Annotated in this window: 24 protein-coding genes and 1 tRNA gene; 14 read left to right on the top strand and 11 right to left on the bottom strand. The window is 67.2% G+C overall.

Going from position 1 to position 23,648, the window contains the following annotated elements; translation table 11 throughout:
- Positions 1 to 38 precede the first annotated feature (38 nt).
- Entirely contained in the window at positions 39 to 263 is a 225-nt protein-coding gene (locus AC6RIC_RS20490) for a putative signal transducing protein (protein WP_454657868.1), read from the top strand.
- Positions 256 to 1,041: a tRNA1(Val) (adenine(37)-N6)-methyltransferase gene (locus tag AC6RIC_RS20485; protein WP_499733702.1), complete on the top strand. Its 786-nt coding sequence runs from the start codon at positions 256 to 258 to the stop codon at positions 1,039 to 1,041. The genes AC6RIC_RS20490 and AC6RIC_RS20485 overlap by 8 nt, the downstream gene beginning before the upstream one ends.
- On the opposite strand, the gene AC6RIC_RS20480 is transcribed toward AC6RIC_RS20485, so the two are convergent.
- From AC6RIC_RS20480 to AC6RIC_RS20470, 3 genes are all read right to left on the bottom strand, one after another.
- Positions 1,032 to 1,340 carry a hypothetical protein gene (locus AC6RIC_RS20480; RefSeq protein WP_499733701.1) on the bottom strand — a complete coding sequence of 103 codons (309 nt, stop codon included), beginning with the start codon at positions 1,338 to 1,340 and terminating at the stop codon, positions 1,032 to 1,034. The two genes, AC6RIC_RS20485 and AC6RIC_RS20480, sit on opposite strands and share 10 nt — an antisense overlap.
- A gap of 155 nt (positions 1,341 to 1,495) precedes the next feature.
- Positions 1,496 to 1,780 carry a hypothetical protein gene (locus AC6RIC_RS20475; protein WP_499733700.1) on the bottom strand — a complete coding sequence of 95 codons (285 nt, stop codon included), beginning with the start codon at positions 1,778 to 1,780 and terminating at the stop codon, positions 1,496 to 1,498.
- Between the two features lie 118 nt (positions 1,781 to 1,898).
- Entirely contained in the window at positions 1,899 to 2,171 is a 273-nt protein-coding gene (locus AC6RIC_RS20470; RefSeq protein WP_454657864.1) for a hypothetical protein, read from the bottom strand.
- 256 nt (positions 2,172 to 2,427) lie between these two features.
- Between AC6RIC_RS20470 and AC6RIC_RS20465 the strand changes: the two genes are divergently transcribed.
- The 6 genes from AC6RIC_RS20465 (at position 2,428) to upp (ending at position 9,458) form a co-directional block, all read left to right on the top strand.
- Complete coding sequence (locus AC6RIC_RS20465) at positions 2,428 to 3,330, top strand: glycine--tRNA ligase subunit alpha (RefSeq protein ID WP_499736636.1); 903 nt, start codon at positions 2,428 to 2,430, stop codon at positions 3,328 to 3,330.
- A complete protein-coding gene (glyS, locus tag AC6RIC_RS20460) occupies positions 3,330 to 5,651 on the top strand; it encodes a glycine--tRNA ligase subunit beta (RefSeq protein ID WP_499733699.1) in 2,322 nt (773 codons plus the stop codon). The genes AC6RIC_RS20465 and glyS overlap by 1 nt, the downstream gene beginning before the upstream one ends.
- 342 nt (positions 5,652 to 5,993) lie before the next feature.
- Complete coding sequence (locus AC6RIC_RS20455) at positions 5,994 to 6,155, top strand: Thivi_2564 family membrane protein (protein WP_176168593.1); 162 nt, start codon at positions 5,994 to 5,996, stop codon at positions 6,153 to 6,155.
- A gap of 102 nt (positions 6,156 to 6,257) precedes the next feature.
- Positions 6,258 to 7,520, top strand: a complete 1,263-nt coding sequence (locus tag AC6RIC_RS20450; RefSeq protein WP_499733698.1) for a GTP cyclohydrolase II — start codon at positions 6,258 to 6,260, stop codon at positions 7,518 to 7,520.
- A 25-nt stretch (positions 7,521 to 7,545) separates the two neighbouring features.
- Complete coding sequence (locus tag AC6RIC_RS20445) at positions 7,546 to 8,763, top strand: URC4/urg3 family protein (RefSeq protein ID WP_499736635.1); 1,218 nt, start codon at positions 7,546 to 7,548, stop codon at positions 8,761 to 8,763.
- A gap of 53 nt (positions 8,764 to 8,816) precedes the next feature.
- Complete coding sequence (upp, locus tag AC6RIC_RS20440) at positions 8,817 to 9,458, top strand: uracil phosphoribosyltransferase (RefSeq protein ID WP_257732500.1); 642 nt, start codon at positions 8,817 to 8,819, stop codon at positions 9,456 to 9,458.
- Positions 9,459 to 9,563: 105 nt separating this feature from the next.
- Here the strand turns inward: upp and AC6RIC_RS20435 are convergent, their stop codons facing one another.
- The 7 genes from AC6RIC_RS20435 to AC6RIC_RS20405 form a co-directional block, all read right to left on the bottom strand.
- Positions 9,564 to 9,995, bottom strand: a complete 432-nt coding sequence (locus tag AC6RIC_RS20435) for a DUF1236 domain-containing protein (protein WP_377846360.1) — start codon at positions 9,993 to 9,995, stop codon at positions 9,564 to 9,566.
- 242 nt (positions 9,996 to 10,237) lie between these two features.
- The gene (locus tag AC6RIC_RS20430) at positions 10,238 to 11,212 is read right to left on the bottom strand and encodes a tripartite tricarboxylate transporter substrate-binding protein (RefSeq protein ID WP_454657859.1); all 975 of its coding nucleotides are present in this window, start codon (positions 11,210 to 11,212) and stop codon (positions 10,238 to 10,240) included.
- 65 nt (positions 11,213 to 11,277) lie between these two features.
- The gene (locus tag AC6RIC_RS20425; RefSeq protein WP_499733697.1) at positions 11,278 to 12,777 is read right to left on the bottom strand and encodes a tripartite tricarboxylate transporter permease; all 1,500 of its coding nucleotides are present in this window, start codon (positions 12,775 to 12,777) and stop codon (positions 11,278 to 11,280) included.
- Positions 12,778 to 12,780: 3 nt separating this feature from the next.
- The gene (locus AC6RIC_RS20420) at positions 12,781 to 13,299 is read right to left on the bottom strand and encodes a tripartite tricarboxylate transporter TctB family protein (RefSeq protein WP_454657857.1); all 519 of its coding nucleotides are present in this window, start codon (positions 13,297 to 13,299) and stop codon (positions 12,781 to 12,783) included.
- Positions 13,299 to 14,282, bottom strand: a complete 984-nt coding sequence (locus AC6RIC_RS20415) for a LysR family transcriptional regulator (protein ID WP_454657856.1) — start codon at positions 14,280 to 14,282, stop codon at positions 13,299 to 13,301. The genes AC6RIC_RS20420 and AC6RIC_RS20415 overlap by 1 nt, the downstream gene beginning before the upstream one ends.
- Before the next feature lie 181 nt (positions 14,283 to 14,463).
- The gene (locus AC6RIC_RS20410; protein WP_454657855.1) at positions 14,464 to 15,399 is read right to left on the bottom strand and encodes a DMT family transporter; all 936 of its coding nucleotides are present in this window, start codon (positions 15,397 to 15,399) and stop codon (positions 14,464 to 14,466) included.
- Positions 15,400 to 15,490: 91 nt separating this feature from the next.
- Positions 15,491 to 16,153, bottom strand: coding sequence for a glutathione S-transferase family protein (locus AC6RIC_RS20405; RefSeq protein WP_499733696.1), 663 nt, complete (start codon positions 16,151 to 16,153; stop codon positions 15,491 to 15,493).
- A 331-nt stretch (positions 16,154 to 16,484) separates the two neighbouring features.
- Between AC6RIC_RS20405 and mgtE the strand changes: the two genes are divergently transcribed.
- A complete protein-coding gene (gene mgtE / locus AC6RIC_RS20400; RefSeq protein WP_454657853.1) occupies positions 16,485 to 17,852 on the top strand; it encodes a magnesium transporter in 1,368 nt (455 codons plus the stop codon).
- A gap of 60 nt (positions 17,853 to 17,912) precedes the next feature.
- Here the strand turns inward: mgtE and AC6RIC_RS20395 are convergent, their stop codons facing one another.
- On the bottom strand, positions 17,913 to 20,867 hold the full coding sequence (locus AC6RIC_RS20395; protein WP_499733695.1) for a sensor histidine kinase: 2,955 nt from the start codon (positions 20,865 to 20,867) through the stop codon (positions 17,913 to 17,915).
- Positions 20,868 to 21,090: 223 nt separating this feature from the next.
- Between AC6RIC_RS20395 and AC6RIC_RS20390 the strand changes: the two genes are divergently transcribed.
- From AC6RIC_RS20390 to AC6RIC_RS20370, 5 genes are all read left to right on the top strand, one after another.
- Positions 21,091 to 21,486 (top strand): phasin, encoded by a 396-nt coding sequence (locus AC6RIC_RS20390; protein WP_454657851.1) that lies wholly within the window; start codon positions 21,091 to 21,093, stop codon positions 21,484 to 21,486.
- A gap of 97 nt (positions 21,487 to 21,583) precedes the next feature.
- Positions 21,584 to 22,417 (top strand): phasin family protein, encoded by an 834-nt coding sequence (locus AC6RIC_RS20385; protein WP_499733694.1) that lies wholly within the window; start codon positions 21,584 to 21,586, stop codon positions 22,415 to 22,417.
- Between the two features lie 151 nt (positions 22,418 to 22,568).
- Positions 22,569 to 22,645: transfer RNA gene (locus AC6RIC_RS20380), tRNA-His, on the top strand.
- A 188-nt stretch (positions 22,646 to 22,833) separates the two neighbouring features.
- Positions 22,834 to 23,262 (top strand): Hsp20 family protein, encoded by a 429-nt coding sequence (locus AC6RIC_RS20375; protein WP_454657849.1) that lies wholly within the window; start codon positions 22,834 to 22,836, stop codon positions 23,260 to 23,262.
- Positions 23,263 to 23,373: 111 nt separating this feature from the next.
- A complete protein-coding gene (locus AC6RIC_RS20370) occupies positions 23,374 to 23,640 on the top strand; it encodes a BQ00720 family protein (protein ID WP_061965588.1) in 267 nt (88 codons plus the stop codon).
- The last annotated feature ends 8 nt before the right edge of the window (positions 23,641 to 23,648 follow it).

The raw sequence follows: 23,648 nt of genomic DNA, 5'->3' as shown, positions 1-23,648 counted from the left end.
CTCTTGCGCAGGGTGGGGTGCTTGGGCTCCATGGAGCCATGCACGAACTCATGCGCACCAATGATCTCATCCTGCTCGGAGCCGTCGAGGCCCTGCTGGCTTCGGCCAATCTCGATTGCCTGATCGCCGATCAGCATATCAGCTCGCTCGAGGGCATGATCGGCGCCTTCCCGCGCCGCTTGCTGGTGCGCGAGGCCGATCGCAGGCGCGCGCGTGCATTGCTGATCGAGGCCGGCTACGGCGCAGAACTGCGCGATGAGTGAGATCGAACCGGGCTCGGCGCTGGGCGAGATCGTCGAGGACAGGCTGCTCGATGGTCGTTTGAGGCTGCTTCAGCCGCGCAAGGGGCACCGCGCTGGCAGCGATGCGATTCTGTTGGCGGCGGCCCTGCCGGAATTGGGGCAGCGGGCCTTGCTCGATATTGGGGCCGGCGTCGGCACGATCGGCCTTGCTGCGGCCCTGCTGCAACCGGGCCTCCGCGTCACATTGCTGGAGCGCGATCCGGAGCTTGCAGCCCTGGCTGCACGCAATGCCGGGCTCAACGAGATGGCGGGACGCGTGACGGCCATCGCGGGCGATGTCACGGCGCGGGCCGCGATTCTCTCCGAACTCGGCTTGGCTGCCGCGTCATATGACGCCGTCGCGATGAACCCGCCCTTCTATCCGCCGGGCGGCAGCCGGGCCTCGCCTGTCCTCAATCGCAAGGCGGCCCATGTCGCCGAAGGGGCGCTCGCGCCCTGGCTGCGCACGGCCCGGCGCCTGCTTCGGCCGGGCGGGTATCTCGCGCTGATTCACCGGGTCGAGGCGCTGCCGGAGGTGCTGGCCGGTCTCGAAACCGGTTTCGGCGCGGTCGCGGTCCGCCCGATCCATGCCTTTGCCGACAGACCGGCGATCCGCATCATCGTCACGGCGATCCTGAACAGCAGAAAGCCGGCAACGCTGCTGCCGGCTTTCGTGATCAATGGCGCCGATGGCAGGCTGACCCCGTTCAGCGATGCGGTGCATCGCGGCCGCGAGCGCCTCGCGCCCGATTACCAGTAATAGGGGCGCGGGCCGTAGAAGCGCGGCGGGCCGTAATAGGGCCGCGGGCCGTAGTAGCGCGGCGGACCATAATAGCGCCGCGGCCCGTAATAGCGGGGTCCGTAATAACGCGGCGGCCCGTAATAGCGGCGCGGGCCGTAATAATACTGCGCCTGCTGGACCATGCCTTCGCTCGCGACCGCAGAAGCGGCTGCGATCGGCGCAGCCCCGATCGGGGTGGCGGAGGCGGGAGTGGCGGCGACGCCGGCCACGCCGAGCGCGCCGGCGGTCGCCATGGTGACGATCATTGTCCGAAACATGAAAACCTCCATGAGATGGCGTCGGCAGTCCCTGCCGTCGGATGAAAACGCCGCCCTTGAATTGAACACTAGGACCCCGAACCTGAACGGCAAAGGAGCGCGTCGTTCAGTTTGCCTTCAGCCAATGGCCGCATTGCGGCCATGCTTGGCGCCGCTCAGCGGCAGATGCGCACCGGGCGGACCACCCAGCGCCAGCCGTCCCAGACGCGACGCTCGGACCAGAAGCAGCGCGGGCGATGATAGGAAGGCCGCGCCCGGTAAGGACGGCGCGGTCCGTAGTACTGGGCCAACCGGACGAGGTCCTGCCCTGCCTGGGCGGATTGTCCTGCCGCAGCTGCGACCGGCGCAGCGGCGGGCGATGTCGCCATCAGGGCGCCGCCGCCGAGGACGACGGCCGTTGCTGCTGCGAGGATGGCTGCCCGGAACATCGTCGTCTCCATGGATCGCTCCAGCGGTCCAGCCGCTGGAGGCCCGTCGTCCTTCATCGCCTCAGGCCCTTGGGAGGTGAACGGCGCGATCCCGCGCCGTTCTGTCCGCCTTCAGCGATATGCACTGCCGTCAGCGGCAGACGCGCACGGTCCGCCGGATCCAGCGATAGCCGTTCCAGACGCGGCGGGACTCGGTCCAGCAGCGCGGGCGGTAGTGTGGGCGGCCCGGGCGGTAATGCGGGCGGCCGTAGTGCCAGGCCTGCTGGACGAGGCCGGTCTCGGCGCCGGCGGCAAAGGTCGTGCCGGCGGAAATCGGGGCCGCGGAGGCCGGGGCGCTGCTCATGGCGGCACCGAGCAAGGTTGCGGCGCCGAAGGCGGCGGCAATGATGCGGGTTGTCAACATGGGCTTACTCCTTGGTTTTGCAGCCGCCGGCCCGGCATCAAATGCTCGCCCCGAACATCGCGAACCGTGCGGTTGCCTTTGTCGATATCAGACCGGTTATGAACGAAACCTGTCCGCATCCGGTTCCGGCCCGCGCTTGACCCTGGCGGGTGCGAACCCTAATCACCGCAGCATTCCCTCGTTATCGGAAGGTTGCAGGCACTTGTCCGCCCCCGCGCCACTCTCGCATTCCGCCATCCCGGCTTCCTCCCCGGCGATGGACCCGACCCGCTCCTTCCAGGGGCTGCTGCTGACCTTGCAGCGCTTCTGGGCCGAGCGAGGTTGCGTGGTGCTGCAGCCCTATGACATGGAGGTCGGTGCCGGCACCTCCCATCCCGGCACGATGCTGCGTTCGCTTGGGCCGAAGCCCTGGCGGGCCGCCTATGTCCAGCCCTCGCGCCGGCCCAAGGACGGCCGCTATGGCGAGAACCCCAACCGGCTGCAGCATTATTATCAGTTCCAGGTCATCCTGAAGCCGAACCCGCCGAACCTCCAGGAGCTCTATCTCCAGTCGCTCGAAGCGATCGGCATCGACATGCTCCTGCACGACATCCGCTTCGTCGAGGACGACTGGGAGAACCCGACCCTGGGTGCCTGGGGCCTCGGCTGGGAATGCTGGTGCGACGGCATGGAAGTCAGCCAGTTCACCTATTTCCAGCAGGTGGCCGGCATCGAATGCGCGCCAGTCTCCGGCGAGCTGACCTACGGCCTCGAACGCCTCGCCTGCTATCTGCAGAACGTCGAGAGCATCATGGAGCTCAACTTCAACGGGCTCGAGGGCGACGAGAAGGTCAACTATCGCGATGTCTTCCTGCAGGCCGAACAGGAATATTCCCGCTACAATTTCGAACACGCCGATACCGATGCCCTGTTCAGGCGCTTCGCCGAGGCGGAGGCCGAATGCCGCGCCCTCCTGCAAAAGGGCGAGGCCGGCGACCGGCACCTCATGGTCCAGCCGGCTTACGACCAGTGCCTCAAGGCCGGCCATACCTTCAACCTGCTCGATGCGCGCGGCGTGATCTCGGTCACCGAGCGGCAGAGCTACATCCTGCGCGTGCGCGAGCTCGCCAAGGCCTGCGGCGCGGCCTGGTTGAAGACCGACGGCGGGGGAGCGAACTGATGCCCGATCTTCTGCTCGAACTCTTCTCGGAAGAAATTCCCGCGCGCATGCAGCGCAAGGCGGCCGACGACCTCAGGAAGCTCGTCACCGATGCGCTGGTCGAGCGCGGTCTCGTTTACGAAGGCGCCAAGGCCTTCGCGACGCCGCGCCGGCTGGCGCTGCATATCGCCGGTCTCCCCGTTCGCGGCCGCGACGTGCGCGAGGAGCGCAAGGGTCCGCGCGTCGGCGCGCCCGAAGCCGCCGTGCAGGGCTTCCTCAAGGCTGCCGGGCTGACTTCGCTCGATCAGGCGACCATCGTCAGCGACCCGAAGAAGGGCGACAGCTACGTCGCCATCATCGAGAAGCCCGGCCAGGAGACGGTCGCGGCCATCGCCGAGATCGTCCCGGCCGTGATCCGCGCCTTCCCCTGGCCGAAATCGATGCGCTGGGGCAAGGCCTCGGCCGCTGGCGCCAGCCTGCGCTGGGTCCGCCCGCTGCATTCGATCCTCTGCACCTTCGGCGCCGCCGAGACCGAGGACCCGGAGGTCGTGCCCTTCGAGGTCGACGGCATCGTCTCGGGCAACGTCACCTATGGCCACCGCTTCCATGCGCCCGGCCCGATCACAGTGAAGCGGCTCGACGACTATGTGACCTCGCTCGAGAAGGCGAAGGTCGTGCTCGATGCCGACCGGCGCAAGGAGATCATCCTCACCGACGCCCGCAACCTCGCCTTCGCGCAGGGGCTCGACCTCGTCGAGGACGAGGGCCTGCTGGAGGAGGTCGCCGGCCTCGTCGAATGGCCGGTCGTGCTGATGGGCTCCTTCGAGGAGCGCTTCCTCGACATCCCCGGCGAGGCGATCCGCGCCACCATCCGCGCCAACCAGAAATGCTTCGTGCTGCGCGACCCCGTGACCGGGAATATCGCCAACCGCTTCCTGCTGACCGCGAACCTCGCGGCCAGCGATGGCGGCGTGGCGATCACCGCCGGCAATGGCCGCGTCGTGCGCGCGCGCCTCTCGGACGCCGCCTATTTCTGGCAGACCGATCGCGGCGCGCTGCCTGATCTCGATACCCTCAAGGACAGCGCCGAAAAGCTCGGGCTCGATCTGGCCAAGCCGCTCGACCAGCGCATGGCCAAGCTCGACAAGCTCGGCGTCGTTTTCCACGCCAAGCTCGGCACGCAAGGCGAGCGCGTCCAGCGCATCGCGGCGCTGGCGAGGGAACTGGCGCCGATCGTCGGCGCCGACCCCGAGAAGGCCGAGCGCGCCGCCAAACTCGCCAAGGCCGACCTCCCGACCGAGATGGTCGGCGAGTTCCCGGAACTGCAGGGCCTGATGGGCCGGAAATATGCCGAGCTGCAGGGCGAGGACGCTTCGGTCGCAGCGGCGGTCGAGGAGCACTACAAGCCGGTCGGCCCGTCCGACCGCGTTCCGACCGATCCGGTTTCGGTCGCCGTAGCGCTGGCCGACAAGCTCGACACGCTCGTCGGCTTCTGGGCCATCGACGAGAAGCCGACCGGGAGCAAGGACCCGTACGCGCTGCGCCGCGCGGCGCTGGGCGTGATCCGGCTGGTGGTTGAGAATGGGGTGAAGTTTGAGATTGGGGTCACCGTAGCGCGTCATCTGCGCCGAATGGTCCATGCAGCAAATCTTAAGCAACGCTCCGCTGATTTTCGTCTTGCTGAGCGTCTTTCGCCCAATTTGAAAATGGCTGTAGTGACGGAGCTGATCCATTCGGCGAAACTAGTGAATAAAGAAGTTTCTCAAGAGGAGAAAGATTGGGCGGTTGCAACGCTGCAAGACCTCCTCACATTTTTCCATGACCGTCTAAAGGTCACCTTGCGGGATCAAGGTGCAAGGCATGACCTCGTGGATGCCGTTTTGGGCGATGGAGACGCGATAGGTTCCGACGACCTGCTCCTCATCACCCGCCGCGTCGCCGCGCTCGGCCGCTTCCTCGATACCGAGGACGGCCGGAACCTGCTCGCGGGCTACAAGCGCGCCGCCAATATCCTCAAGGCCGAGGAGAAGAAGGACGGGGAGGGCGCCTTCGCCGACGCTCCGGACCTGCACCTCATCGCCGATGCCGGCCTGATCGAGGAGAAGGCGCTCGCCGTCGCGCTGGCGCAGGCGACGCCGAAGGCCGAGGCTGCGGTCGCTGCCGAGGATTACGAGGGCGCCATGGCCGCGCTCGCCGAAATCCGCCCGGCGGTCGATGCCTTCTTCGACAAGGTCACGGTCAACGATCCCGACCCGGCCCTGCGCGCCAACCGCCTGAAGCTGCTCAACCAGCTCCGCCAGGCGACGCGCGCCGTCGCGGATTTCGACCGCATCGCCGGATAAGGCCAGGATAGCGCGGGGAACCCTCTCACGGAGGGAGAGGGCAGGGTGAGGGGTAGGCCGTTGGACGCTTTGGCCGAGCACTCACCACGGCTGCGGTTGGCCCCGCGCCAGACTGGTCCAAGGGCCTACGCCTCACCCCTCCCCTCTCCTTACAGGAGAGGGGTTTTCTGTTGCGGCTCCCGCGTACTACCTAATAGCCGCCTTGCCCCCTTTCGCCGGAAAACCCGCCTCCGGAACCTATTCCCGCCCTGCGACGTTCTTTCGCCGGGGCTGACAGGCCGCGAATGCGTCGCGGTTGGGCTCCGGGGGGCCGGCTACCGGCCGAGACAAAGGGCTGAAAGCATGGGCATTCTGATTTCGCTGCTGATCACCGTTCTCGTCATCGGCCTCGTGCTCTACCTCGTGCGGATGCTGCCGCTCGACGGGCAGATCAAGAACGTCGTCCAGATCATCGTGATCGTGATCGGCATCATCTCGCTGCTGCGCTATCTCGCTGTTTTCTAAGGCGATTGACGGCGCCATCGCGCTGGTTCAGACTTCATGAGGTCCAGAGGGCCCCGGACGATCCCGTCCCGGGGCCTTCTTCCGTTTCAGGACGTGACCGCGATGAACGCGCCGAACCGCAACGGCCATATCAGGCTGACCTCCCATCCCGAGCCGGGCAGCGCCGCCGCGCGCTTTCCGATCCGATGGGGCGCTCCCACCGCCGCCGAGCGCGGCCCGATCATCGCCTCCACGACCAATCCCGCCGACCGCAACGTCATCGGCGCCCATGGTGGCTCCTATTCGGTCTATCGGGCGCTGGCGATCTCGGCCCGCGCGATGAACCCGCAGCAGCGCCCGGACCTGACCAATACCTACCCGACGGCGGAGATCCTGCCCCAGCCGCAATGGGCAGCCCCGAAGAAGATCGTCTCGCTCGATCCGTTCGGGCACACGGTCGCGCAGGATTTCGGTCGGCTGATCGGCGAGGGCATCGATATCCGCCCCTCGATCGCGATCACCAAGGCCAGGCTCAACCTGCCCGAGATCCTCGCCGCGATGGGTGCGCATCGCCTCGCCGCGGACGGTCATATCCTGCACGCTTCCGGCGATATCAGCGTCACCAAGATCGCGGTCGATCCGGTCTGGTACCTGCCGGGCATCGCCGAGCGCTTCGGCGCGACCGAAAGCGACCTGCGCCGCACGCTCTTCGAGCAGACCGGCGGCATGTATCCCGAGCTGGTGACGCGGCCGGACCTCAAGGTCTTCCTGCCGCCGATCGGCTCGATCACCGCCTATGTCATGGGCGAGGCTTCGCGGCTTGCCGATCCGAAGGCGCGCATCGCCTGCCGCGTCCATGACGAATGCAACGGCTCGGACGTCTTCGGCTCCGATATCTGCACCTGCCGGCCCTATCTCACGCATGGCATCGAGGAATGCGTGAAGGAGGCCCAGAGTGGCGGCGTCGGCCTCATCGTCTACAACCGCAAGGAGGGCCGGGCGCTCGGCGAGGTCACCAAGTTCCTCGTCTACAACGCCCGCAAGCGCCAGGAGGGCGGCGATTCCGCCGCGACCTATTTCGAGCGCACCGAATGCGTCGCCGGCGTGCAGGATGCCCGCTTCCAGCAGCTCATGCCGGATGTGCTGCACTGGCTCGGCGTCACCCATATCGACCGGCTGATGTCGATGTCGAACATGAAATACGATGCCATGGTCGAGAGCGGCATCACCATCGGCGAGCGCGTCGCGATCCCGCCCGAATTGGTCCCGCCCGATGCTTCCGTCGAGATCGAGGCCAAGAAGGCCGCAGGCTATTACTCGCCCGACGGTGCGCCCGGCGACAACGCCCTGAAATCGACGGTCGGCCGCGACCTCGACAAGTTCTGATTCCGTCACGCTTACCGAGTTGATGATGCCCGACCGCGATCCCGAGGCGTTCCGCGCCCTGTTGAAACCCGCTGCCGTACGCGAGCGCGCGCAGGAGATGCTGGAGCTCGGGCTCGCCGGCCAACTCCTCCATTTCAGCGTTCATCCCGAACGGCTCGAAGCCTGCGCCGATTATGTGCTGGAGACGATCCGCGCGAACTATCCGACCCTCGACATCCCCTTCCATGCGCGCTGGCGCCATTTCAGCGTCGATGGCGCGGATCGCTGGCAGAAGCTCGACCAGGCCGCAGGCTTCGCCAATCCCGCCGCGCGCGGCCGCGCCGCCTATGATCTCGCGGTGGTCAGCGTTCTGCTCGATGCGGGTGCCGGTCCCGACTGGCGCTATCGCGACGCCGCGACCGGCCGCGAGATCGGCCGTTCGGAAGGGCTGGCGCTCGCCTCGCTCGACATGTTCGCCGCTGGCCTGTTCTCCAGCGATCCCGCGTCTCCCCTGCAGGCCGATGCAGCTGGCATGAAACGGCTCGATGCGGCGGCGCTGGCGCACGGCTTCCAGGCCGGGCCGGGCAATCCGCTGCTCGCGCTCGAAGGCCGCGCGGCCCTGCTCAACCGCCTTGGCGAGGAACTGGAGCGGCAGGGCTTGTCGCGACCCGGAGCGCTGTTCGATCGCTTCGCTGCGGCGGCCGAGACCGGCACGCTGCGGGCGCCGCATATGCTGGGCGAGGTGCTCGGCACCTTCGGCGGCATCTGGCCGTCGCGCCTGACGCTGGCCGGCGTGGCGCTCGGTGACACCTGGCGTCATCCGCTGATCGCGGCGGGTAAGCCGACCGAGGGGCTGGTACCCTTCCACAAGCTCTCGCAATGGCTGACCTATTCGCTGATCGAGCCGCTGCAATGGGCCGGCATCGCGGTCGTCGATATCGATGAGATGACCGGCCTGCCGGAATACCGCAATGGCGGGCTTTTCCTCGATAGCGGCGTCATCGCATTGAAGGATGAGACGGACCGGACGAAGGCCCACGAGGTCTCGTCGCCACTCGTGGTGGAATGGCGGGCGCTGACCGTCGCCCTGCTCGACGAAGTCGGAGGGCTGATCCGTCAGCGCTTCGGCCGCTCGCGCGAGGAACTCCCGCTCGCCAAGGTGCTCGAAGGCGGGACCTGGGCGGCCGGGCGCCGGATCGCGCGCGAAAAGCGTGTGGATGGCGGCCCGCCCTTGACCATCGTCAGCGATGGCACGGTATTTTGAGGGTAAGCCAAGGTTCGAGAGCCAAGTCCGAGAGATAGAGGGGTAACCGGCGTATGACTTCGAGCCAGGACGGCGTCACCGTCGTCGACCATCCGCTGGTCCAGCACAAGCTCACGCTGATGCGCGAGAAGGATCGCTCGACCAAGAGCTTCCGCCAGCTCCTCAACGAGATCGGCATGCTGCTCTGCTACGAGGTGACGCGCGACCTGCCGACCGAGCTGATCGAGATCGAGACGCCGCTGCAGAAGTCGATGCAGCCGGTCATCTCCGGCAAGAAGATGGTCTTCGCGCCGATCCTGCGCGCCGGCGTCGGCTTCCTCGACGGCATGCTGGAACTCGTGCCCGCAGCCCGCGTCGCCCATATCGGGCTCTATCGCGATCCCGACACGCTCCAGGCCGTCGAGTACTATTTCAAGGCGCCGTCCGACATCGCCGACCGCATGATCGTGGTGATGGACCCGATGCTGGCAACGGCGAACTCCGCCGTCGCGGCGGTCGAGCGCCTGAAGGAGCGCGGCGCCAAGGACCTGCGTTTCGTCTGTCTGCTGGCCTCGCCGGAGGGTATCGCCCGCTTGCGCGGCGCCCATCCCGATGTCCGCATCTGGACGGCGGCGATCGACGAACGCTTGAACGATCACGGCTATATCGTTCCCGGTCTCGGCGATGCCGGCGACCGGATGTTCGGCACGCGCTGAACTCTCCCCGACGCAAAGCGGCCCGCCCCGTTTCCGGAGCGGGCCTGGCCTGAGAGACAGGCGTGTCTGGGGTTGAAAGCGCCGGTCTTTCGGATCGTGGCGGCGTTACTCGATGATCTGCACGATGCGACGCGTCTGCGGCTCGACGATAACCGTGCGGTCATTCACGACCGTATAGCGATAGTTCGAGGCGTTCGGCGCGTAATCGGCCGGCAGCTGATGGTAGACGACGCCCTGCTGCGGCAGCACCGTGCCGACGGCGACCGGCTCGGCATAGGTGTAGGACGGGACGCGCTGCTGGACGACGTAGGTGCGGAACTTCGGCTCGGCCGCATCGCCGACGATCGCGCCGACCACGGCGCCGCCGACACCGCCGACCACCGCGCCGACCGGGCCGCCGACAACCGCGCCACCGACCGCGCCGGCCGCGGCACCGCTGGTCGCACCGCCGACCGCGCCACCCGAGGGCTGGCTCTGGGCGAAGGCGACCGCCGGGGTGATGGCCAGGGCGGCAACAAGAGCAAGCTTCTTGAACATGGTATGTCTCCTTTCGAAGCGAACCTTCGGCGAGGACAACCGCAACGTGTCGGAACAGTTCCCGGAAATCGGGTCACGAGATATTAATGGTCGGAAACAGATCGAAGAAATTCTTTCCGAAACAGAGGTTTGGCAGGTCATGATAATGGCCTGACCTGGCGCTTGCCTTGCGAGATCAATGTCGGAAACGAAAACGGCGGACCCGAAGGCCCGCCGCATTATCGTCTGAACGCGCTGGAAGCTTACTGCTTCGGCGCGGCCGAGAGCGCCGGTGTCAGCTTGTCGGCGTCGCGCTTGATCAGGGCTGCGAAGCCGGCGGGTGTCCTCTCCTCGGCCGTCGGCAGCACGGTGCCGAGATCGAGCAGGCGCTTCTTGGTGCCCTCGTCGTTGAGCGCCTTGTTCAGCGCGTCGACCAGCTTGTCCACGGCCTCCTTCGGCATGCCCTTCGGGCCGGCGATGCCGTTCCAGGCCTCGATCTGGTAGTCGGGCAGGCCGGCTTCCTTGGTGGTGGGCACATCCGGCAGCGCCGGCGAGCGCTGGGCCGAGGCGATGGCATAGGCCTTGATCGTGTTGGCGCGAACCTGCTCGGCGACCGAGACGATCTGGTCGCACATGAAGTCGACCTGGCCGGAGACGAGGTCGTTCAGGGCAGGACCCGTGCCGCGATAGGCGACGGCGTTGATCTTCGGCGTGCCGAGGATGCCCTTGAGCAGGGTACAGGTCGTCCATGAGACCGAGCCGAGGCCGGCATGGGCTTCGTTGAACTTGTCCGGGTTGGCCTTCACGGCGGCGACGAAGGCCTTGAGATCGGGCGCCTCGAGGTTCTTGCGGGCGACGATCAGGATCGGTGTGCCGCCGGCGAGGCCGATCGTCTGCATGCCGTTGATCGGGTCGTATTTCAGGCCGGGATAGGTGGCGGGCGCCGCCGAGAAGGTGCCGAGATGCCCCATCGCGATGGTGTAGCCGTCGGGCGCGGCGGTCACGGCGCGGGTGATGCCGGTGGTGCCGCCGGCGCCGGCGACGTTTTCGATCACGATCTGCTGGCCGAGCGTCTTCGACATGTTGTCGGCGACGATGCGGGCGATGATGTCGGTCGGGCCGCCGGCCGCGAAGGGCACGATCATGGTGATCGGCTTCGTCGGATAGCCCTGCGCCTGTGCGCCACCGGCGAAAGCCAGCGTGGCGGCCGCGGCAAGGCCGAGAACGAGCTTCTTCATGCGTATTCCTCCCTGGGATTAGCTTGAGATGAAACTGGGGGGCTGCCGCCGGGGCGGCAACCCCGTCATTCGGTGAAGACTTCCTCGCGCTTCTTCGAGATCGAGGGCAGAAGCGCGATGACGAGCACAAGCACGGCCACCGCCAGCAGCCCGGCCGAAATCGGCCGCTCGACAAAGGTCCAGAACGAGCCGCGCGAGATGATCAGCGCCTGCCGGAGCTTCTCCTCCATCAGCTTGCCGAGCACGAAGCCGAGCAGCAGCGGCGCCGGTTCGAAGCCGAGCTTGATCAGGAGATAGCCGAACAGGCCGAACAGCGCCGTGAAGGCGACGTCGAGCGGCTGGTTGTTCACCGAGTAGATGCCGATGCAGCAGAAGATCAGGATCGCCGGGAACATCAGCCGGTAGGGCACCTGCAGCAGCCGCACCCAGAGGCCGACCAGCGGCAGGTTGATGATCAGCAGCATCAGGTTACCAACCCACATCGAGGCGATCATGCCCCAGAACAGCTCGGGGTTGCGGGTCATGACCTGCGGGCCGGGGATGATGCCGTGGATCGTCATCGCGCCGACCATCAGCGCCATCACCGCATTCGGCGGAATGCCGAGCGTGAGCAGCGGGATGAAGGCGGTCTGCGCGCCGGCATTATTGGCCGATTCCGGCCCCGCCACGCCCTCGATCGCGCCCTTGCCGAAGCGCGAGGGGTCCTTGGCGATCTTCTTTTCCATGGTGTAGCTGGCGAAGGGGCCGAGCACCGCGCCGTTGCCCGGCAGGATGCCCAGGATGCCGCCGATCGCGGTGCCGCGCAGCACCGGCGCGGTCGCCTGCTTGATATCGTTCCAGTCCGGCAGGAGTCGGCCGATCTTGCCCTTGACGACGTCGCGCGCCTCGGGGCTCTCGAGATTGCGCAGCACCTCGGCGAAGCCGAACACGCCCATCGCCAGCACCGAGAAGTCGATGCCGTCGGAGAGCGAGGCGATGCCGAAGGTCAGGCGCTCCTGCCCGGTTTCGAGGTCGGTGCCGACGGTCGAGAACAGCAGGCCGAGCATGATCATGCAGAAGGCCTTGAGGATCGAGCCGCGCGCCAGCACGACCGCGAAGCACAGGCCCATCACCATCAGCGAGAAATATTCGGCCGGTCCGAACAGCAGCGCCATCTTGGTCAGCGGCGCGCCGAGCGCGGCGATGATCAGGGTCGCGACGCAGCCCGCGAAGAAGGAGCCCATCGCCGCGGTGCCGAGCGCGATGCCGGCGCGGCCCTGCTTGGCCATCTGGTGGCCGTCCAGTGTGGTGACGACCGAGGTCGCCTCGCCGGGAATGTTGACCAGGATCGCCGTGGTCGAGCCGCCGTACTGCGCGCCGTAATAGATGCCGGCGAGCATGATCAGCGCGCCGGTCGGATCGAGCCCGAAGGTGATCGGCAGCAGGATCGAGATCGTCGCGATCGGCCCGACGCCGGGCAGCACGCCGATCAGCGTGCCGACGAGGCAGCCGGCGAAGCAGAGCGCGATGTTCTTCATCGTCAGAGCGACGCCGAAGCCCAGCGCGAGATTGGAGAACATATCCATCGGTCAGATCCCCAGCAGCCAGGGCGCGAGCGGGATCGGCAGCGACAGCGCGTATTTGAACAGCAGGATGCAGCCGGCGGACATCGCGATCGCGAAGATCAGGAGTTCCTTGATCTTGCGGTCGTCCGCGGCGAGACCGGCGAAGAAGATCAGGAGCGGACCGGAGACCAGCAGGCCGAGCGCGGGAACGCGGATCGGGCCGAACTCGAAGCCGCGGATGGTCAGCGCGAACAGGCAGGCGCCGCCGAGCGCGAAGAAGATGCCCTTCCACGACCAGCCCGATAGCTTCTCGCCGTTGTAGCGCAGCGAAGCGAGCGCCAGCATCACGCCGAGCGCGCCGCAGATCACCGCGAAGGCCTTGGGCAGCATGCCGGGTCCGAGCTGGCGCAGCGTGCCGGCCGGCAGCTCCCAGGAGAAGACGAAGGCGCCGAGCGCAATCAGGATCATGAACAGGCCGCCGGCCAGGTCCTGCGACGATCTTATGCGCAGACCCTGCGCCCGCTCCATCTGGTTCAAACTCATCAGGAACCTCCGATTGGCGGCCCGGTGCGGGCGGTTCGTTGCTGCGGTTTCGGTGGGACGAAGGGCAGGACGTGGCGGTCGTCGAGCAGCGTCACGCTTTCCCTGAGGATCGCGAGGAAATCGTCGCGGGAGGGCAGCTTCTGCTGCGGCCGCCAGGAGACGCCGACCAGGGCGCCCGCCGGCGGCGGGTCGAGCATCGCGCCGCGCAGGCGTCGCATCGTCACGCCGGGGAAGGACAAGCGGGAGACCCAGTCCGGTGCGAGCGCCATGCCGAGCCCGGCGGCGACCGCCGACATCATCGCCGGCTTTTCGGTGGCCTCGATCGTCACGTTCGGAACCGCGCCGACGCTCTCGAAATAGGCCATGACCAGATCGTAGGCATAAGGCCGCAGGCGCTTAGAGGGCACGACGAAGGGCTCGCCGACGAGGTCCAGCATGGTCAGGTGCTCGCGGGCGGCGAGTGGATGGTTCTCGTTCAGCACCACGACCGGCCGCTCGACCCGTAGAATCTCGAAGGCACAATCGGTCGGCTTTCGCGGCGGGCGGGTGAGCGCCATGTCGAGCTTGCCGGTTTCCAGCATCTGGATCAGGGCGGTGGTGATCGCCTCGACGAACTTGATCTCGACGCCGGGAAAGCGGGCGCGGAAGGTCACCAGAGCTTCCGGCACGAAGCTCGACGAAGCCGCGTCGATCGCACCGACGCGCAACACCTTGCCGGAGGCAAGCGAGGCCTCGCGCACGGCGCGCGAGGCATGCTCCATCTTGACGAGGATGCCCTTGGCTTCTTCCAGCATGATCAGCCCGGCGCGCGTCATCGCGACCTGCCGGGTGGTGCGGGTCAAAAGGGCGACGCCGAGTTCGTCTTCGAGGGCGCTGATCTGGCGCGATAGCGCAGGAGGCGCAACGCCGAGCCGCTCGGCCGCGCGGCCGAAGTGCAGCTCTTCTGCCACCGCGATGAAGCATCGCAGTTGCCGCACATCCATAAGCCGTCCCCTGTCCCGTGTATCGCTTGCCGCGATATCTCTATCGGTGGCCGTGGCCAATAGCGGTTCCGGCCAAGGTGTCGACCTTACAGAAATTCATAATCTTTAGGCAACAAAGCCTTTCGGCTGAGCACGGGACAAGGCGCTCAGCCGTTGAAGGCTCCGGAGAATGCGTGTGGGGTCAGGAGGTCGGAGCCGGACTCGCCCGCGCAATACGCATGATGCGGCCGTCGATGAGGGCTAGTCCGACGAAGATCGCAGCCATGCCTGCGAAATGGCGCGGCAGCAGATCCTCCCCCAGCAGCCCCGAGCCAAGCAGGATGGCACTGACCGGGATCAGGAAGGTGACCAGCATGACATTGCTCGGCCCGGCGGTGCGCATGATCCGGAAGAACAGGAGATAGGCCAGCGCCGTCGAGATCAGCGCCAGTCCGACGAGAGCGAGAAATGCCGTCTGGGACGGTACCGGCAGCGTCCAGGGCGGATGCATCACGAAGACGATCGGGATCATCATCAGCGTCGAGGCCGAGAGCTGGCCGGTGGCAGCGACCAGCGGCGACACCCCGCGGAAGCGCCGGCCGAGCAGGCCGGAGAAGGCGTAGGAGACCGCGGCGAGGACGCAGGCGATCTGCGCCGCCAGATTGGAGCCGAGCCCGCTGATCGCGTCCGGCCCCATCAGGATGGCGACGCCGATCAGGCCGGCCAGCACGCCGCCGAGTTTCAGCCCGGTCGCTTTCTCGTTGCCGAAGCAGTGCATCACCAGCACCGCGAAGATCGGCGTGGTCGCGTTCAGGATCGAGGCGAGGCCGCTCGCGATCTGCTGCTGGCCCCAGAGAAACAGGCTGAACGGGATCAGGTTGTTGAGGATGCCCATCCCGAAGAAGGCGAGCCAGAGTTCACGCCCCACCGCCATCGACTGCCCGGCGATTCGTACGGCGAGCAGCAGCGCCAGCGCGGCGAGGCCGACGCGCACCTGCACCACGGCGAAGGGCGGCCATTCCGCCACGGTGAGCTTGTTGAAGAAGAACGAGCCTCCCCACAACACCGACAGGATGATCAGCAGGAGCCATTCGAGCAGGCCCATGCGCAGCGCGGGAGCGGGTGTCGGCTGTGTCATGGCGGAAGCTCTGCTCTTTGGCCGGGTCATTCCGCGTCAGTAGGTGGCCGGGCGAGACCCGGCCACCCGTATTCTGTGGAGGCTCTTCCGCTCAGGCGGCCTCGGCGTCGCGCGCCTGCCACATCGCCTGGAAGGCGGGCCGTGCCTGGCAGGCGTCGAGCCAGGCCTTCACCCCCGGATGGGCGTCGAAGAGCTGGGTCGCGGGCTTGGCGTAGCGGAAGATCTCCGCGACGTTGATGTCGGCGACGGTGAAGCGGTTGCCCATCACATAGCCGCCGTTCTCGGCCAGCGTCTTTTCGAGCACGCCGAAGGGGCCGGGCAGGGCGGCGAGAGCAGCCTCGACCAGCTCCGGCTTGCGCTTCTCCGGCGGATAGGCCGCGAGGTGGAACTGCAGGTTGAGCGCGTGGGTCTCGCATTCGGTCGCGGCCCAGAGCGACCACATCACCGCAAGCCCTTCCTCCTGCGCGTCCTTGGGAGCGAGCGGGCCGCCATGCTTGCGCGCGAGATAGAGGTTGATCGCCAGCGATTCGTGCAGCTTGAAGCCGTTGTCGTCGATGCTGGGGATATGGCCGTTCGGGTTGATCTTCAGGAAGTCGGCGCTGCGGGTATGCAGCGGCACGCCGGGCGCGTTCGGGTCCGGCAGGCGATAGGCCTGGATCACCGGCACATGCGTGAAGGCCAGGCCGAGCTCGTTGGCGAGCCAGATGTTGCGCGAGGCGCGCGAGCGGTAACAGCCATAGATGGTCAGGGACATCGGCGGGATCCAGCGAGAGAGTGCGGAACGGAGGACGCGCCCGGCAGAGGCCGGCGCGTCGCGGCGACAATAGGCCGAGCGCCTGGCATCGGCCAATGCCAATCATCGCGGCGCGCGGAGCAAAAAACCGTTTGACGCGCGCGCCTTGCGGGTGCATTGGCCTCCTGCTTCCGGCCTCTGCGGCCGGCTGCTCACAGGAAATCCCGACCCGATGCCCAGCGACAGTCCCAGCCGACAGTCGAAGCCGTCCGCTGCCGCCTCGCGCGCCTGACCGGGTTTCCCGGCTCGCCTGCGATCCGGCCACGACGGCCCGATCGCAAGGAACAGAGCCATGAATGATACCGCCGCCACCACGGACCTCCTTGCCGTGACGCTGGCCCAGACGCTGGCACAGGAACACGTCGCCGACATCGTCGAGACGCTGAACGACCAGGACGACGCGACCATCGCGCATGTCCTGGCCGAACTGCCGTTCGAACGCGCCGTCGAGGTGCTGGATCAGCCCGAACTCACGGCAGCAGCCGACGCCGTGGCGCTGCTGCCGGACCAACGCGCCGGTGCGCTGCTCTCCGCCATGTCGGCGGACCGCGCGGCCGACGTCTTCCAGGAGTTCGACGAGGAGGTTCGACAACGACTGAGCGGCCGCATCGACCGCCAGACCCGGTCCGACCTCAAGAAGCTGCTGGCCTATCCCGAGCACAGCGCGGGCTCGATCATGACGACCGAGTTCGTCAGCGTGCCCTCGAACTGGACGGTGCAGCAGACGCTCGACCATATCCGCCGCGTCGAGCGCTCGCGCGAGACGGTCTACGCGATCTACGTGCTCGATTCGGTGACCCGCAAGCTGGTGCGTGCCGTCTCGCTGCGCCGCCTGATCAGTGGCGATCCGGAGGCGCCGGTCGAGTCGGTCGTGCCCGCGCACAAGCCGATCTGCGTCACCGCCGAGGTCGATCGCGAGGAGGTCGCCCGCCTCATCACCAAGTACGACCTGCTGTCCGTTCCCGTCGTCGATGCGGATGAGCAGATCATCGGCATCGTCACCTTCGACGACGTCATCGACGCGATGATCGCCGAGACCACCGAGGACGTGCAGAAGCTCGGCGGCATGGAGGCGCTGGACCAGCCCTATAACGAGATCGGCTTCGTTGCGATGATCCGCAAGCGCGCCGGCTGGCTCTCGATCCTGCTGGTCGGCGAGATGCTGACGGCCTCCGTCATGCAGTTCTTCGAGGGCGAGCTGGAGAAGGCGCTGGTACTGACGCTCTTCATTCCGCTGATCATGAGCTCGGGCGGCAATTCCGGTTCGCAGGCGACGTCACTGATCATCCGGGCGCTGGCGCTCCGCGAGGTCACGCTGAAGGACTGGTGGCGGATCGCGCTGCGCGAATTGCCGACCGGCCTCACGCTCGGCAGCATTCTCGGCCTGATCGGCGTCGTTCGGATCGTCGCGTGGCAATGGCTCGGCCTCTACGATTACGGGCCGCACTGGATCCTGATCGCGGCGACGGTTGGCGGCGCGCTCGTCGGCATCGTCACCTTCGGCTCACTCGCCGGTTCGATGCTGCCTTTCGCGTTGAAGCGGCTCGGCTTCGATCCCGCCAGCGCCTCGGCGCCCTTCGTCGCGACGCTGGTCGATGTCACCGGCCTGGTGATCTATTTCGGCGTCGCCGCCGCGATCCTGACCGGGACGCTGCTCTGACCAAAAGAAAAAGCCCGGAGCGGTAGCTCCGGGCTTTTTCGGATCAGCATCGCTGTTCGATCAGCTCGCCAGCACGCGCTGCGGCGGGAAGGTGATCTCGACCAGCGTGCCCTCTTTCTTGACGCTGGTGATCGCCATCGCGGCGCGGTTGGCTTCGACCAGCGCCTTGGTCAGCGGCAGGCCGAGCCCGGTGCCGCCGGCACGCCGCGTCGTCGGCACCTGGCGGAAGGGTTCGAGCGCGAGGCGAAGCTCGTCGTCGTCCATGCCGATGCCGGTATCGCGGACCCTGAGGATAGCCTCGCCCTGGTCGCCGAGCGCCGTTGAGATGATGACCTGCCCGCCGGCATCGGTGAACTTCACCGCGTTCGAGAGCAGGTTGATCGCGATCTGGCGGATCGAGCGCTCGTCGGCGACGACGGGCGGCAGCTTCGGCGAGAGCCCCGAGCGCAGCACGACGCGGCCGCGCTGCGCCTCCGGCTGGAGCAGCGACACGGTCGACAGCGCGATCTCGTTCAGGTTGACGCTGACGAAGTCGAGATCGAGCTTGCCGGCCTCGATCTTGGCAAGGTCGAGCAGGTCGTTGACGAGGCTGATGACGTAGCCGCCCGACTGGTGGATGTCGCGCAGGTATTCCTTGTAGCGCTCGTTGGCGATCGGCCCGAAGCGCTCCTCCGCCATCACCTCGGCGAAGCCGATGATCGCGTTGAGCGGCGTGCGGATTTCGTGGCTGATCTTGGCGAGCACGTCGGATTTCTGGGCGCTCGCCGTCTCCGCCGCCTTGCGCGCCTCGACCAGCTCGCCCTCGGTCTTCTTCCAGGCGGTCAGGTCGCGCAGCACGGCGCAGAAGCGCGGCTCGCTGCCATGGGCGATCTGGCCCATCGTCATGAACAGCGCGATCTTGCCGCCCTGCCGCACGCGGCCCTGCACCTCGCGGCCATCGTTGAGCACCGAGGCGACGCCGCCGCCCTTCAGCCCTTCAAGATAGTCGAGCGCCGGCGCATGGCTCTCGCCTGCGAAGAGCAGGGTGAACAATTCGCCGGTGACCTCGCGCTGATCATAGCCGAACAGCGCCTCGGCCGCCTTGTTCAGCGAGAGGATGCGCCCGCGATCGTCGACGGTGACGACGCCGTCCGTCGCGGTGTCGAGCATGGCGGTGAGTTCGCCGATACGGGCATCGCGCGCATCGGCATCGAGCCGGAGCGCCTCGACCCGGGCCGCCGATTCGGCCTCCTCAGCCGCGAACTCGGCCGCAAGCTCGGCTTCCTCGGCCTCTTCCGGCGTCAGCGCCGGCACTTCGCTGCCGTCGCCATTGGGATGGCGGAAGGCCATCAGCGTCGCCGGCTCGTCCTGCCAGCTCACGCTCGACAGCACGGCATCGACATGGACCAGATGGCCGAGGCGGTCGATCAGCGTCATCGTGCCGCCATCGGTGCGCGTGGCCTCCTTGATCAGGCGGCTGACCTTGCCGCCGGCCTTGAGGTCGGCGAGATCGGCATAATCAAGCAGTTCGAGCAGCGTGCGGTTGGCATAGAGCGCCTCGTCGCCGCGATTGACGAGGACGGCGATCGGCAGCCGGTCGAGCACGTCGGCATGGGAGTTGCGCTGCCGGGCGGGGGCAAGGCCTGTGTCCGCCTCCGCGGCCATCTTCGCGGCCGATGCCTCGTCCTTCTCCTTGACCTGCAATGGCGCGACCGGCGGCAGGCGCGGCGCGCTCGGCTCGTCGTCGCCGGCAAGCCGCGCGCCCAGCGCCTTGGCGATCTCGCGGAAGGCGTTGCGCTCGGCCGAGCTCAGATGCGGCTTCGACGGTTCGAGAACCGGCCGGATCGCGGTGAGGTGGCCGTTGCGCAGCGGTACGATCTTGCCGGCCAGCGAATCGGGCTCGGGCGCTTCGGAAACGGGTTCCGCCGAAGCCTCTTCCGGCGGCGGCTCGGGAACGTGCGAGGCGGTTTCTTCCGCGCCCTCGTCATTATCCTCGGGCAGCTCGTCCCTCTCAAGCGTGCTGACGACCGGCGCTTTCGCGTCGATCGGGCCGGGTGAGGCAAAGGCCGTCGAATCTTCGGCGATGGGCGACGCAGCCGGAGGCGTGTCGCTCATGGCGGCGAGATTGGCGGCAGGCAGCAGCGCATCGTCCTGCGCGGTCTCGGCGACAGGCGGAACCTGCTCCGCCTGTCTGTTGGCATCGCCACCCGGCGCCGCAGTTTCCGGGAAGGGGCGGCGCTCGTTGAGCCGGGCGATGCCGAAACCACGGAAGCCGGCAAGCTGGCGCGCGGCATCGAGCACCGGCACGCCCGAGATCTCGACCGGTGCGGCCTCGCCGGGCGAATCGGTGCGCCAGAGCACGCTATGGCTGCTCCAGGTCGTGGCCTTGGCGAATCGCTCGATCAGGCCGCCATCGCTGTCGGCAAGGGTGGTGCCGGGCAGGTCCTGCCAGCGCTGGCCGATCAGCCCGGCCGCCGCCGCTTGCCCGGTCAGGACAGCGATATTGTCGGAGAGCTTGGTCAGCCTGCCCTCGCGGTCACTCTGCCAGAGGAAGCGGACCATGGCCGGCTTGGCGGGGGAGGGCGCCTCTTCGCGGGGCGGCGCCGCAACGGCAGCCGGAGCGGCGATAGGGGCACGTTCGGAAGGAGCTGTCTGAGGAACCGAGACGCCGAGGCGGCGCAGTTCGGAAGCCTGCACGGCGAGCGCCAGCGCAGAGCGTCCATTGGCGAGCGAAACCAGCTTGCTGCCGCAGGTGACCGGCACCGCGGCGAAACTCGCAGTCAGGCGCAGGCGCTCGAGGCGGATACCGTTGACCGAGGCCAGGCCGCCGGCCAGCAGGTTCAGGCGCTGCCGCGTCGGTGCCGGCAGGTTCGTCTGTCCGCCGAGCAGCGCTTGCGCGGCGGCGTTGACCAGATACGGCTGCTCGGTGGCCGGGTCCCAGAGCAGCAGGGCTCCGCCGGCGGCAAAGGCTGCAAGGGCGGCGTCTTCAGCCGCCGCCACGCTCCACTTCGCCCAGTCCTCTCCGGCCTCGTTCATGCCTGCCCGCTCGTTCGATCGCGCCTGTTATGCCTAACAAAGCCTTAATAGACCCCAAACGGCGGCAAATCCATGGAGCCGAAGATCGCTCTCCCGCTTCTCATCGAAACAGCGTTAACATGGCGGCTGTCACCGAATGTCACGTTGTTGTCATTGCGGTGCAACAATGATATTGCAGTGCACAATGATCTAGGGATGGATCGCCACACGACAGGAGGATTCGATGAACGGCAAGCTGCCTTATGAAGTGCCCACAGAAATGCGCGAGTTCGCCGAGCGCAGCGTCGAGCAGGCCCGCAAGGCGTTCGACGGATTCATGGGCGCTGCCCATAAGGCTGTCGACAATGCCCATGGTTCGGCCGAGAGCGCCCGCGCCAACACTCAGGACGCGACCCGCAAGGCCATCGCCTATGCCGAGAACAATGTCGCGGCCGCGTTCGATTTCGCCCAGAAGCTGGTGAAGTCGAAGGACCTGACCGAGGTGATGCAGCATCAGTCCGACTTCCTGAAGTCGCAGGTCGCCGCGCTCCAGGATCAGCTCAAGGACCTCGGCACCGCCGCGCAGGATGCCGCGACCAAGGCCGCCGAGACCGTCAGCAAGGCGACCAAGGGTCGCTGAAGCCTGATCGATCGGGCGCGCCCCGGGGGCGCCACATCATAGTTCGGCCGGGCCACGGAGCCCGGCCTTCGCTGTTTGCCGCCGAAGGAGAGCTGTCATGGTCAAGCCTGCTCCGACCCGGACCAAGTCCAAGGTTCCGGTCAGCCTGTCCCCGGTCAAGGCGCTGACGCCCGCGCCCGCCGCGATGCCGCCATCCGCCGTGGAACCCGAGAAGCCGAAGGCCCCCGCGCAGCCCGTTGCTGCCGCTCCTGCCAAGCCGGCGCCTGTCAAGATTGCGGCCTCTGCGCCGTCGCCGACTCCCGCCGCGGCAGCCGAGCCGGCTCCCGTCAGCAAGCCCGCCCTCGCGAGCGCTCCGAAAAAGGCGGCGCCGGTCAAGGTCCGGGTCGAGAAGCCTGCGACCAAGGTTGCCGGGCCGAAGCTGGCCGCGAAGGTCGCCAAGCCTGCCGTCGCGGTGTCCGGGCCGGTGATCGCCGAAACGAAGCCGGCGCTGGCCAAGCCTGCCGTATCCGAATCGGCTCCCGCCAAGGCCGCCGTCGCCAAGCCGGAGCCTGTTCGGCCCGCGCCGGTCGCCCCGGTTGCGAAGCCGGCGGAGCCCGCGCCGGCCGCCAAGGCGCCGCCGCCGCAGCCCGCCTCCCTCGATTCGCTGCCTCTGCCGCGCCCGCCCGAGGCCGCTGCCGTCGTCACGGCGACGGCGATGAGCCAGGCGCTCACCATGGCGCGCGCCTTCGGTGCCCTGCAGGCCCGCATGCTCGATCATGCCTGTGCCGAGCTGGAGGCGACACTCGGCGATGCGCAGTCGCTCGCGCGCACCCACAGCGCCTCGGAGGCGATCGCCTTGCAGGCCAAGGCGGTGCGCCGCAGCTACGAGTCCTATGCCGAGCACCTGAAGGAGCTGGCGCGCACCGCCAACGCGGCCCTGCGCAAGGACTGATCGAGCGGCCGGATTCGGCGCGCGCGAAGGCCGCGCCGAAATTCCGCAGCCGGAGTTGAATTACGCGGTTGCAAAAGCGGAGAGTCGGCACTAGGGTCCGCGCCGCTGACGACCCCCGCCACGGCGGCCGGTCGCGAAGCCCTCGGTACGGGCAGCCATAGCTCAGTTGGTTAGAGCGCTAGATTGTGGATCTAGAGGTCCCCCGTTCAAGCCGGGGTGGCTGTACCATTCCTTTCCCGGACATCGTCGGACATCCCCGCCCCCTTCCGGGTTGCCGGCTCAGTGCCGCTCCCCTTGAAGCGACCTCTGCGCTTCGCCATATCTTGTTCAAGCGGGAGGGTTCGCCTCTCGCCTGCGGGATGCTGCCCGGCGGCGGGTCCCGATGATTGTGAGGCGCCTTTCGAGGGCCTGGAGTGATGACGCGTCCACCTAGCCTGTCCCATCCGTTCCTGCTCGGCTTCGACGATATCGAGCGTGCGCTCGATCGCGTCGCCAAGGGCGCGAGCGAGGGTTATCCGCCCTACAATATCGAGCGGCTGCCCCGGACGGAGGATGAGCCCGACCGCCTGCGCATCACGCTGGCCGTCGCGGGCTTCGCGCGGGAGCAGCTCGAGATCACGCTGGAAGAGAGCCAGCTGACGATCCGGGGGCGCCAGAGCGACGACAAGAATCGCCAGTTCCTGCACCGCGGCATCGCCGCTCGCCAGTTCCAGCGGAGCTTCCTGCTGGCCGACGGCATGCAGGTCCTCGGCGCCGATCTGTCGAACGGCCTGCTCGCGATTGATCTCATCAGGCCGGAACCGGAACGGCTCATCCGGCGTATCGATATCATGAGCCGGGAGTAGAGGGCGGAAACCCGTCCAGCTTTTGAAGGGTGCGTCAGCGGTTTTCGCATCTGTTCATAATTGAAGGCGCAGTATCAGAACCGCATTCGCACTGCTCTGAAGGAGGGCGCGATGAAACAGGACAGCAATCTTATCCAGACCAACCCGCTCACCCCCGCGGAATTCGCCGCGCTCGGTGCTGGCGAGGTTGCTTACATCAAGTCGATGAGCTCCGACGAGCTGATGCGGATTTTCCCGCAGGCTCCCAAGATCGAGTCCGGCTTGCAGCTCTTCACCCTGCTCTCGGCCGACGGCGCACCGATCCTCGTGACGGATTCGCGCGAGGCCGCCACGGCCAATGCCTGGGAGCATGATCTGCGGATGGTCAGCGTCCACTGACGCTGGCC

The sequence above is a fragment of the Allobosea sp. TBD101 genome (assembly GCF_059817965.1).
The sequence above is the reverse complement of the archived record's forward strand: the minus strand, read 5'-3'. Positions and strand labels throughout refer to the sequence as shown.